The following is an 11,358-nucleotide window of genomic DNA, read 5'->3' as shown; positions in this document are numbered from 1 at the left end:
CCTTCACCGGAGCATTTGCCGGCCGGACGGAAACCGCCGGGGTGCTCACCTGTTGCCTTCTTTGTCCGCAGCATGCCATCTTTTCTATCCTCGCGTGGGCCGCCTGCGAATCGCATGAGCCCCGGGGGAGGCTCGGCGTTGCACCGGTGGCAAATCGCCTGCAGTATAGCAGATGAAGTGAGTGAAGGCCAACCTAAAGCACAGGCTGAAACCCCTTCTATGCAAATATTCCGTTTTCAAGTTAGTTTAGCCGGTCGTTGCCCCGGAGGAGCGGTTGCGGATACACCGGTTTTGAAGTTGGTTGGATTGTCTTACGGCCCGAAAGGACCGGGAGACTTTAGCCCAGAATTGACCCTGGGTAACCGTAAAATCTTGATTGAGCCCTCCTAAGGCGTCACGCCTGTACGCCCTCCCTAACAAACGCCCGCCCGCCGGGTTGGATTTGCTGAAGGGGCGGCAGAACCCGCGGGACGAAGGCCACTTCAGGCCTGCCGCCCTTGACTAAATGGCAGTGGGGTAAACCCTGGGCTATGTTTTACCGGCCCGTTGGGCCTAGGCGAGGTTATATGATCTAATAGGTGTAAAGCCGGCAGGGCACCTGGGAAGAAAAACAAAGTTTTACCTCCGTGATCATCGAAATTGTATACGTTCCCTTGGCCCCTCGGGCTGTAAGACGGTCACGGCTCTCCCCGCGGGCCTCAAGAACTGTGAGTAAAGCTCAGTTCCAAATCAATTCGGTAGTTTATGCGCAAAACCTTCTGCATCTCGCTGCGTGAAAGATGAAAGTTTATCGCTTACTTCTCGGCCTGCTTACGGTCTGGCGGATGACGCACCTGCTCCAAGCGGAAGATGGTCCAGGGGACATCGTGGTTCACCTGCGCCGATCCGCGGGGGACGGGTTTTGGGGTAGGTTGCTGGATTGTTTTTATTGCCTCAGCTTGTGGGTAGCTGCGCCGCTGGCATTTCTGCTCGGTGAAAGCTGGTGGGAACGGGCGTTGTTGTGGCCTTCGCTCTCAGCGGGCGCAAGCCTTCTGGAGCAAGCCACTAACCCGGCACTCAGAACTCCGGCGGCGCCATTTACCGAAGATCCGGCGGTGGAGAATAATCAACCTGACCATGAAACGCGGCAGTGATGAACCGGTTTGGCCGTAGCGGTGACCTCGGGGATATCATTTATGCCCTTGCCACCTTGATGGCGGCGGGCGACGGCGTGATCAATGCCTCGGATGACGCCGTTCCATCACCGGCTGTCTCAGGGTAAGTAATCCAACGTGCAGATGAGATCGCAACCGGCTACATTGACGCGCGGGCCCGCCATGCAGGCAACGCGGGTGCCGAAAGACGCGGCCCGAACCTCCGCCGCCGCGGACGCATTCTCGGCCGGATGGGAATCCACCGCTCCCGGAGGAACGGCGGTGCCCGTATCCTTCGGCCGGGTTTCGGTACTCGCGCCGGGGGAGCGCAGGGAACACCGTGAGCGCATGCCGCCACGCCAAGCCGCGCCCGCTGAATCGGCCCTAGGACGATCTTATCCACCGGCGCGCCTCGCGGTCCGGCGGAAGTGCGCCTGCGGCGGAACACCCGGTCCGACCGGCGAATGCGAGGAGTGCCGCAAGAAACGCCTTCAGAGAATCCGCAACCGGCAATGCGATTCCTCGGTCCTGCATCCGCGATGCCAAGGCCAAAACCTTGGGGTTACCGCTTGTGACCCCAATTCAGGAACTCTGAAAACCCCTCCGCTGGTCGAACATTGCGCCGGGGACTGCGTGGCTCAACATGAGAAAACGCATCGTGATGACGCGAATGACGCGAATTGTTGCAGGGGGTTGAAAGCCTGCCTGGACAAAGCGGCTAATGACGTCGGACGCCAGCACGCATGCGTGGACGCGTATAATCGTTGGAGTCACGAATCCGAACCCGCTTCTGAATGCCTCGCCTACTCGAAGGAAGAAGAGTGCCTGACCAGGCTGACCGCTCTCCAGTGTCGTGATAAGGGCCGGTTGAGCGCCGGGAAGGTCGCCGGGGGGATCATCGGAGGGTTGGCAGGATTCGTCGGGGGGTTCCTCCTCGGCGGACTGTGGCGTGGGCTGGCAGGACTCGCCCTCGGAGGATACCTGGGTTGGAAGGCAGGCGGGCTCATCAGTCAAGATTGCTGCGACCAGCTCAAGGACGAATTGGACGCGGTAACGGGAACCAAACGGGACTACTGCAGCGCCGCCAGGCAGAAAGGTCCTGTGCCATGCGTGTTCAACCCCGATGGGACGATCAAGGCGAACGTGAACCGCGCAGGTTTCAATTACCCGCGGGCGGTGCCTGCCACTATGACCAACGCAGAAGCCACGCGTCCCGGGTCGCGGGTACAAGCGAACGTTGGGGGCGCTCCGCTTCCTATTCAGGGGCGCGGTCGTGCCTTCCAGCGCGCCGTCGCGTACGGCAAACCCTCCGAAGGCGGTGAGTCCGGAGCGTCTCGCAACGGCCATAGAAACGATCTCCGGAACGGCGCTGCGGCTTCGGCGGACCCGGGCCGGGTGCCCCCCGTCGTCCATGAGGTTCTGCACACGGGCGGCCAACCGCTCGACCCACCTACCCGCGCCTTCATGGGAGCCCGGTTCGGATACGATTTCAGCCGGGTGCGAGTATTTTCCGATGCGCGCGCGGCGGAGTCAGCCCAGGCGGTGAATGCGCTGGCTTACACCTCCGGCCGCAACGTGGTGTTCGGAAGGGGACAGTACGCTCCGCATACCACGGAGGGGCGGAAGTTGCTCGCCCACGAACTAACCCATGTAATGCAGCAGCAAAGCGCGGCAGACTCGTGCGCTCCGGGGGTAGTTGGTCGGGCGGATGACCGGGAGGAAGGGGAAGCAAGGTCTGCCGAGGCTCTTGGCGGCGGGGGAGGGCGCTACCCTTACCGAGCGCCGAGCGGGGCTGCGGTATTGCGGCGGCAGGCGAAAGAGTCCCGCCAAAATCCGAGGCAGACAAACATGGCGAACCAGCCCGCGCCGGCGAAGGCAGGCTCATGCTTGCGGGCGGTTGAAGGCGAGGAAATCGAAAGCCTGTTGGAATCCGGGGTTGTAACCGTCGTCGACTATGGAGCGGCGTGGTGCGGCCCGTGCCAGTATTTGCAGGCGGACCTGACTGACATGTGTCTGAAATTTCGCGCTGCGCCGCCGCCGGTTAAGGTGCGTTTCTACACGGTCGATGTGGACGATCGCAGAAACGACGAGGTGCAGCGAAAGGAAGCAGCGGGGGATATCCCTCAGCTCTCGATTTACGTGGGAACCTCGGAACGGCATCACAGCACCGGACGCCCCGAACCGGACATCCTGGCGCAGTTGATTGGCGAGCAGATCGAATATGCTTCCCGTTCCGGAGCCGCTCGGGGCGCTTTGACCGGATTGAAATGGGGACTGGGAATCGGTGGGGGCCTTGGACTCGCCGCCGGAATCGGGCTTGCCCTGGCAGGCGTCTTAACGGGAGGGCTCGGTTTGCTCGCCGTGTTCGGCCTTGCGGCGGGAGGCGCGGCCCTAGGGTTAGGGTTTGGGGCCGGGATTGGCGCAATAGCTGGAACGCTGACCGACCAGCGCAAGCGCGCAGCCGGGGCACGCGTCGGCTTCAATGAGGCAGAAACCCTTATTCGTCGTCGATACGGCCGCCACCTGGCCGCTGCCGGCGGACCGCTTCACAACGCGCGGATCCGGCCCGTCACGCAGGCTCAGCTGCAGGTCTGGTTCAAATGTCGCCACCCGAAAGATGCCGAGAGCGATTCAAGTAATCTCGTGGGTTGGACCGACACCGGTCCTGCACCGCCGGCAGCGATCCCTTCGGCGGCTGATGAGCCGATGTGCGCCAACGGGCAACAACTTGAACACGCAACCGTCGAGAATCCGGTTATCTACTATGCGCGTGACCGGCGTGACCTGACCGTCCTGATCCACGAGGGCCTGCACGCCTACGCCCACCCGACTTTTTCGGCGCAGGCGCGTAACTACGTCAATGAGGGCGCAACCGAATACCTGACGCGGCAGCTTGCGGCTGAAATCGGTGCGCCGTCCGAGAGCGGCTACGGCGAAAACACTGAGAAAGTGAAAAGCCTCGTCTCCGTGGTAGGGGAAGAGGCGTTGCAAATCGCTTTCTTCAACGGGGACTTCCGCGCCGCGAATCGCGTGCTGGGTCCGTGCGGAATGGAAAGATGGGCGCAGTTGTTGCAGATGTTGAGTATTTCGGCGGCGGAAGCAGTGTTGCAGTCGCGAAACCTCGATTATTGTAAGCAGATAGCAACGTTCCCGAGTGAGCCGGCAGACGACAAACGCACTCGCTAAAAATTCGCCGGATCCAAAACGGTTTAAACAAGCAAAATTGTAATTATGAGCACCCTCGAGTTTGATGGTATCAAGGACTATGTCGAAATCCCGGATGATGCCGGTTTGAGTGTCGCGACGACCGGCAGCCTGACGGTGGCCGCATTGATGCGACCGGACGTGCTGACGTTTCCGAACGCTGAAAGCACGGGCTACGTTCATTGGCTCGGCAAAGGGCAAATCGGTGCGCAGGAGTGGACGTTCCGAATGTATAACGAGACGAGCACGGATGTCCCGCCGCGACCCAACCGGATCAGTTTCTATGTATTTAACCCGCAGCCCGGGAAAGGAGTGGGCACCTATTTCCAGGAGCCTGTCCAGGCCGGTGAATGGATCCACGTGACCGGCGTCGCCGACGGACAAACCGTCTCGATCTATAAAAACGGCGTGTTCAAAAGAAGCGAGTCGTACGCCGGCGTCATCACCCCGCAGCACGGTACGGCGCCGCTTCGCTTCGGCACCCGCGATTTCAACAGCTTTTTTTTAGGCGCGATCCGAGGCGTGCAGATCTGGAGCCGGGTTCTTACGGACGCAGAGGTGCAGAAGGTCTTTAGCGGCTCGATCCCGACGGACGGACTCGTTGCCGAATATCGGCTCGATAAGGACATCGCCGTGGACACGACCGGTCTGCACTCCGGGCAGATCGTCGGCGCTTCCTGGGTTCTCTGAGCAGCCGCTGCTCAGCCCGTCCTGTGGAACCCGGGTCAAACGGGTGTGCGCGAACCAATTCCGTAACCCCATCGGGTAATGGACGGAGGCTTGGTCAAAGGCTAAAAAACCTACCTGTTCTCAGGCATATTTCGAAGGCGATCCAAGCATGTCGCTGTGTTCTGAAGCCTGGTGGTTAACGAACATCCCGCCTGCTGCCGCACCTCGCAATCTGCCGTCGCTTAGGAGACACAAATCTGACGAAGGGAAACATCAAAAATTGCAGCGTCTTCATCATGACGTTCGGATCGGAAGATTTGACCTGAAGGAGAGACTACAACCCAAAGAAACAGCAGCAGCCATGTGCACTCATCATTCCCCTGGACCTCATCGCGACCCACTCCATTGCATCCTGCCGCCGCACATCCTGGAGCACCTCGCCCGGCACGGCAGTGCCCACCACAGACAATGGGCGATCAAAAGTTTGACGCAATCCGCGAGACTTCACGGGCGCCGCGAGGTCCTCAGTCGTATGTTAGGAATTTTTCCGTCCGGAGGCGACGTAAAGCGCCGGACGATTTTTAACGCTCAGGAGGGTGAGGACCTGCCGGGGGTCGTTGTTCGTCGCGAAGGTGATCCGCCCTCGGCAGACGTGGCGGTCAACGAGGCTTACGACGGCGCCGGAGCCACCTATGATTTCTACAAAGAACAGTTCAATCGAAATTCCCTCGATGACAACGGCATGCGTCTGGATTCGACGGTGCATTATTCGGACCACTATGATAACGCTTTCTTCGATGGAAAACAGATGGTCTACGGTGACGGTGACGGCCAGTTGTTTAAGCGGTTCACCATTGCCGTTGACGTGATCGGGCACGAGTTGACTCACGGTGTCACCGCGTTCTCGGCCGGGTTGCTCTATCGGGATCAGCCGGGTGCGCTTAACGAGTCGATCTCGGACGTGTTCGGCTCACTCGTGAAGCAGTATCAAACGAAGCAATCCGCACAAGATGCCGACTGGCTGATCGGCGCCGGGTTGCTTGCCGACGGTATTCACGGCGTGGCTCTGCGATCCATGAAGGCGCCGGGGACCGCGTATGACGATCCGGTACTGGGGAAAGACCCCCAGCCGGCGCACATGAAAGATTTCGTCCGGACGACGAGCGATAACGGCGGTGTACACATCAACTCCGGAATCCCGAACCACGCCTTTTTCCTGGTGGCAACAGCGCTCGGGGGTAATGCCTGGGAGAGGGCAGGCCGGATTTGGTATGCGGCACTCAAGCAGTTTTCACCCGAAACTGACTTTCATGGGGCTGCCCAGATCATCGTGCAGACGGCCAGAACGCTTTTCAAACCCGGCAGTACGGAGGAGAAAGCGGTGATTGAAGCCTGGCAAAATGTAGGAATCGCTGTTTGATTGATCCCCGACTCCATAGTCGCCATGTTCGTCCGAGGGAGTTTGGTACTGAGCCTGATGGTCGCTTGCGTCGCCTTCTCGCTTAAAGCGGAGAACCCGCCGGCCCAGCAGAGCAACTTGCGTGATTTTATGAAAGCGGTTTTGACGGTAACCGGCGGATTCACGGGCATCGGAGGAAAGTGGGAAGTTAATCTTTCGTCGGACGAGACGAAACGAAGCGTCGTGCCGGAGCAACTGGGCGCGCTTCAGCAATTAGTGGCGGAAGCGCGCAAGGCGGGTGTGTTCGGCCAGGATTTTACCGTGGCGTCATCCATGGGCGCCACGGGCTCGCCGGCGCCTTCCGCGGCTCCCGGTCGCGCAGACTTCCAGACCTACGAATTAACCGTTGACGGCGAAAATGTAAGATGGAGCGAACCTGCGGTGGCCGGGGCAACCGCAGCACCACCGGTGCTGAAAGAGTTAAAGCAGTGGATGATGCGGAATACCAAACGCCAGCCGTATCAGCCGCACCTCGACAAGTAACCGTCCTGCCGAACCGGGGCGACACGCCATGAACCCACGTAAAATCCTGATCATGCGGCATGCGGAAAAGCCGGAGGCCCACCGGGATCCACACCTTTCACCCGAAGGAGAGGAACGGGCCGCGCGCCTGGTAACGTATATCCCGGAGACCTTCGGAATACCTGATTTTCTTTTCGCAACGCAGGAATCTCCGGACAGCAACCGCCCTTTTGAGACGCTTAAACCTCTCAGTGATCAAGTCGGGATCCCCATCGACCAGACGTTCAGCGATGGCCAGCATAAGGCGTTGGCTGAAGAATTGTTAAGCGATCCACGCTACAATGGGGCCTTGGCTCTGGTCTGCTGGCACCATGAAAAGATCCCGAAGCTGGCGGCTGAACTCGGTGCCATACCGTCCGAGGTGCCGGACCCATGGGATGATGCCGTTTACGATTTGGTGTTGGCCCTTGAATATGCCGGCGGGCCACCGCCCTCCCTGACCAAGGTAGTCGAGCCGTTCTGAAGGTCCTCCACCGGCACGATGCAGATCAGAGAGCGGTCGATCTTACCCAGGGACGCCGGCGCTCGGGCGAGTGAGCGTTTCCCGTCCTAACGGGCGAATGCGGCCGGACCCTGGAACCGGTTCCAGCCCCGAATGGGGGAGATCATCGCTAATACCATTTCGATGACCATCGAGGTAAAATTTTGTCTTAGGCCCAACGGGCCGGCAGACCTTAGTCCAGGGCTTTATCCCACTGCCATTTAGTTAAGGGCCCGCGGAGGGGGGCGCTTTCGTCCCGAAGGGACGGCTGAGGTTAGCCAAGGACTTCAGTCCCTGGACGGGGCATTTAAGAGCGATCGCGTCCCGTCGGGACGCCTGAAGGCGTGCGCCGGAGGCTGCTGCACACCTTGTTGAACGGATCTTACATCAATTTAGACAGTTACCTTGGTGGAATTTCGACCGGGTTTCAGCCCCGAAGGGGCGGCAGAACCTAGCCCGGATTTTATCCTATGTAACCGTAAAATGATGTGAGCCCTGAAGGGGCGGCGGAACCCCCGCGCGATGCCTTCAGCAAATCCAACCCGGCGGGGCGGGCGTTTGTCAGAGGGGGCGTACAGGCGTGACGCCTTGGGAGGGCTCGATCGTGATTTGACGGTTTCCGAGGGTAAACCCTGGGCTATGTTCCCTTGGCCCGTCGGGCCGTAAGGCGGTCACGGCTGTCCCCGCGCTGCCCTCAAAAAACGTGGGTAAAGCTCAGAGGTAAACCCTGGGCTAAGGTCTGCCGCCCGTTCGGGGCTGTAACCCGGTTGAGCTTCCACCAAGATAACTGCCCAAACGGTGTAAGACCAATTCAACAAGATGCGGCGCATCATCCGGCGCCCCCCTGAGCCGAGATTCTACCGAAACAACTGTTTGAATGGTATAAGTTCTCCTGGCCCGTTGGGCCGGATAAGTGATACAACAAGGCGCATGAGTCCGAAGTCCGGTCCCAAACGCCTCCGTGAGCTGCTGAAACAGCCCGGCATCATCCGCAGCCTTGGGGCTCACGATGTGTTCACCGCGTTAATGGTCGAGAAGGCCGGCTTTGAGACCGTGTTTATCGGTGGGTTTGGCACCAGCGCATCGATGCTTGGCCTGCCGGACCTGAACTTTCTCACGATGTCCGAAATGGCCGAGGCGGTGCGCCGGATGGCGGCGCGCGTTGCCATCCCGGTGATTGCCGACGGCGATACCGGCTACGGCGACTTGCATAACGTCCAGCGCACCGTTGAGGCCTTCGAAGCCGCGGGGGCGAGCGGGATTTTACTGGAAGACCAAGTGATGCCCAAGCGCTGCGGCCACTTTGCCGATAAACGGGTCATCCCAAGTGAGGAAATGGTGTTAAAGATCAAAGCGGCGGTGGAGGCCAGGAGCGACCCGGATTTTGTCATTTTCGCCCGCACCGACGCGCGCCAGATGAACGGCCTGGACGACGCCATCGATCGGGTCAATCGATGTTGCGACAGCGGCGCAGACATTGCCTTCATCGAGGCGCCGGAGTCGCGCGCGGAACTCGAGGAGATACCGAAGCGGGTGAACCATCCGCTATTCGTGAACATGCTTACCGGCGGGGTGACGCCGATTCTCTCGGTAAACGAGCTGGAACAATTCGGCTACAAGGTCGTGGTTTGTCCGATTGAATCGCTGATGGTCTGCGCCCGGGCCGTGCGCGAGTTGTGCGACGCCTGGAAGAACACCGGTCGGGTGGACCAGCTGGCTACGCAGGCGATGAGCTTTGCGGAGGTGAAGGAGTTGCTGGGCGTGGAGAAATTCTTAAAGCTCCGGGAAAAGCTTTGAGGACCTCCCCAGGGAGAGCGGACCAGGGCGGGGACAGAGGGAAAAGGGGGAAGGTCGCGTGCGCACCGGCAGCGCGTCGTCGTTGTCAGGGCGGCGGTTGGTCCCCTTCGACCGCTCTTCTGGCCCGGGCGATCAGGTCCGCGTCATGCAGCGTTGGATTCAAGCGTTCGCCCGCATAATCCTGGACTACAGGAAGCATTTCCCGGATCAGGCCCTTTAGCCGAGCAATCTCGGCTCGCGCATCGCGCAGGTCCAGGCCCCGTTGCAGAAGCACGTTCTCAAGCCGGGATTGTTCCGAGTTAAGGCGCTCAATCTCAGCTTCGTTTAGGGGGAGGTCACTGCTCATGGCTCAATGCCTTTCATTGGCTATCCATTCTCATCCGGCAGCGTATTCTCCCAGTCGGGGGGCGCAAACATGGACCAATCCGATGCTCGAGCCGGCGCGTTGCCTCTTAACCTTTCCCTATCCCTGGCGTTCGGCAAGTGCCAAACGGGTGCAACCTTACGGCCCGAGCCAACGAACGGCCGAAACCCTGGCGAGGCAGATCCTGCGGGGCTTCGGCCGGGCGAACGCAGGCAGGCCGGCCCACCCCGGCCCTTGGCCAGGCAAGCAGGTGCGAGCCCTGCGGCAAAGTCATCCGGCCGGCTTTTGCAGGGTCAGCAGTTTCGGTGCATGCCGGAGTTTCACACCCAGGCCGCCTTTTGATGCACTCGCAGTAACGTCACCTGCGTGCGTGACCAACTCTCGTGTCCTCGTCCTTTCCTTTTCCTTAGGACCGGCCTTCGTCTTGTGTCAATAGCGGTGCTCTTCGCAGGCGTGGCCTCGAGATCTATGCCTCTCAAAATGGAGAATGGCAGATTGGCAGATTTCCGGGTGGCACCCCTCTCTCCGCGGTGACTCACTAACCTTTGGGGTAGGGTTAGACGCCGTCAGCGGCAGGCGCCGCCGGGAATGCAGCGAGGCCATCCCCACGAAGGCGATCAAGCCCAGCGCCACCAGGCCGAGGCTCGACGGTTCAGGCACCGACGCACCAACGATCGAGACCAACGTGCCGCCGGTGACCACGAAACTGCTGTGGCCGGTCAGCGTAAAGTCGATGGGGTCAAAGATGCCTATTCCCAAATCGCCGGTGAGAAAATGGGATTGACCCGAGGCATCGGGACGACCGGCGAACACCGAAGGGCCGAGGCTCGGCGGCGGCGAAGTAAGCTCAATGTTTCCGAGCGACGTGGTTAGGCTGATGTCGGTGACGTTGCCTGCGGAATTGGAGAAAACGTACGTCCCTGAAATCACCGGATCGGTGCTCCCGCCGAAGGTGTAAGACCCGGAGAGGATGGGCGCGGTGATGTAAAAGGGGCTGTTAGGTGGCGTGAAATTCGGCACGGAGGCCGGCACCAGAAACCCAAAGTCGAACGCGCCCCCAGGTGCCGTCAACGACGTCCTGGGCGCCGTGCTCGGGTAAGTCCCGGTAAGGTCATAACGTACTTCCTGCGCTTCACCCCAGTCTGCGGCGAGAAGGATAATCCCTATCCCGATGCCGAGAAACAACAACTTTTTCATGTTTGATCTTCGTGTAAACCGATGCAGCCTACCCGGCGGAGCTGCATCGGGTAAAGCTAAACCCTAAACCATAGTAAAAGCGTCGGGCGTGGACGGCGGTAAGCAGCGATGGCCTCTGCAATTTACCTCAGAGGGGCGGCCGTCGCGCAACATTAGCTTTCCGGTTCCACTTCGAGCCTTAAGGCGGCAGAGACGCGGGGGCAGGCTCTTCTGCCGGTCCTGCAGACCTCGGCGCGGTGGATGGTGGTTCCCCGAAACCCACTGCCATTTAGTTAAGGGCACCGGACGGGGCGTTGCCTGGAGCCAGAGGGGCGGCCGGCGAGCCGCCGGGGCCTTCAGGGCTTGAGGTGAGTTAGGTGCTCCGGCGCCGGCGGCCGGGGGACGGTTTTACGAACTGAAGGGCTAAGGTCTGCCGGCCCGTTGGGCCTAAGGCCGATTCAACCAGCTGCGGCGCATCCTCCGCCGCCGGCATCCCCTGAGCCGAATTCTACCGAGGTAACTGTCTGAATGGTATTACACCCCTTCTCAGGAT

9 protein-coding genes are annotated in these 11,358 nt (G+C 60.3%); 7 read left to right on the top strand and 2 right to left on the bottom strand.

The genetic code is table 11. The features are described from left to right. Positions 1-779: 779 nt before the first annotated feature. The 7 genes from JO015_00380 to JO015_00350 all read left to right on the top strand — a co-directional run bounded on the left by JO015_00380 (position 780) and on the right by JO015_00350 (position 9,265). Positions 780-1,133 (top strand): DUF1360 domain-containing protein, encoded by a 354-nt coding sequence (locus tag JO015_00380; protein ID MBV9997547.1) that lies wholly within the window; start codon positions 780-782, stop codon positions 1,131-1,133. Positions 1,134-1,826: 693 nt separating this feature from the next. Then, on the top strand, positions 1,827-4,319 hold the full coding sequence (locus JO015_00375) for a DUF4157 domain-containing protein (GenBank protein MBV9997546.1): 2,493 nt from the start codon (positions 1,827-1,829) through the stop codon (positions 4,317-4,319). 45 nt (positions 4,320-4,364) lie between these two features. Next, entirely contained in the window at positions 4,365-5,027 is a 663-nt protein-coding gene (locus JO015_00370) for a LamG domain-containing protein (protein MBV9997545.1), read from the top strand. A gap of 340 nt (positions 5,028-5,367) precedes the next feature. Next, on the top strand, positions 5,368-6,426 hold the full coding sequence (locus JO015_00365) for a M4 family metallopeptidase (protein MBV9997544.1): 1,059 nt from the start codon (positions 5,368-5,370) through the stop codon (positions 6,424-6,426). A 57-nt stretch (positions 6,427-6,483) separates the two neighbouring features. Further along, on the top strand, positions 6,484-6,948 hold the full coding sequence (locus tag JO015_00360) for a hypothetical protein (protein MBV9997543.1): 465 nt from the start codon (positions 6,484-6,486) through the stop codon (positions 6,946-6,948). Between the two features lie 28 nt (positions 6,949-6,976). Further along, positions 6,977-7,450 carry a histidine phosphatase family protein gene (locus tag JO015_00355; GenBank protein MBV9997542.1) on the top strand — a complete coding sequence of 158 codons (474 nt, stop codon included), beginning with the start codon at positions 6,977-6,979 and terminating at the stop codon, positions 7,448-7,450. A gap of 948 nt (positions 7,451-8,398) precedes the next feature. Beyond that, complete coding sequence (locus JO015_00350) at positions 8,399-9,265, top strand: oxaloacetate decarboxylase (protein MBV9997541.1); 867 nt, start codon at positions 8,399-8,401, stop codon at positions 9,263-9,265. Between the two features lie 85 nt (positions 9,266-9,350). On the opposite strand, the gene JO015_00345 is transcribed toward JO015_00350, so the two are convergent. Further along, a complete protein-coding gene (locus JO015_00345) occupies positions 9,351-9,611 on the bottom strand; it encodes a hypothetical protein (protein ID MBV9997540.1) in 261 nt (86 codons plus the stop codon). 447 nt (positions 9,612-10,058) lie between these two features. Next, positions 10,059-10,826: a PEP-CTERM sorting domain-containing protein gene (locus JO015_00340; GenBank protein ID MBV9997539.1), complete on the bottom strand. Its 768-nt coding sequence runs from the start codon at positions 10,824-10,826 to the stop codon at positions 10,059-10,061. Positions 10,827-11,358: the final 532 nt, after the last annotated feature.

It is taken from the genome of Verrucomicrobiota bacterium (assembly GCA_019247695.1).
Taxonomy (GTDB): Bacteria; Verrucomicrobiota; Verrucomicrobiia; order Chthoniobacterales; family JAFAMB01; genus JAFBAP01.
Note: the sequence above shows the minus strand (reverse complement) of the source record. Positions and strands in the feature narration are given on the sequence as shown.

What these genes read in the sequence shown, in the direction of transcription:
- JO015_00340 (MBV9997539.1), bottom strand. Translation starts at nt 10,826, where the DNA reads ATGAAAAAGTTGTTGTTTCTCGGCATCGGGATAGGGATTATCCTTCTC.
- JO015_00355 (MBV9997542.1), top strand. Translation starts at nt 6,977, where the DNA reads ATGAACCCACGTAAAATCCTGATCATGCGGCATGCGGAAAAGCCGGAG.
- JO015_00350 (MBV9997541.1), top strand. Translation starts at nt 8,399, where the DNA reads ATGAGTCCGAAGTCCGGTCCCAAACGCCTCCGTGAGCTGCTGAAACAG.
- JO015_00370 (MBV9997545.1), top strand. Translation starts at nt 4,365, where the DNA reads ATGAGCACCCTCGAGTTTGATGGTATCAAGGACTATGTCGAAATCCCG.
- JO015_00380 (MBV9997547.1), top strand. Translation starts at nt 780, where the DNA reads ATGAAAGTTTATCGCTTACTTCTCGGCCTGCTTACGGTCTGGCGGATG.
- JO015_00345 (MBV9997540.1), bottom strand. Translation starts at nt 9,611, where the DNA reads ATGAGCAGTGACCTCCCCCTAAACGAAGCTGAGATTGAGCGCCTTAAC.
- JO015_00360 (MBV9997543.1), top strand. Translation starts at nt 6,484, where the DNA reads ATGGTCGCTTGCGTCGCCTTCTCGCTTAAAGCGGAGAACCCGCCGGCC.
- JO015_00365 (MBV9997544.1), top strand. Translation starts at nt 5,368, where the DNA reads ATGTGCACTCATCATTCCCCTGGACCTCATCGCGACCCACTCCATTGC.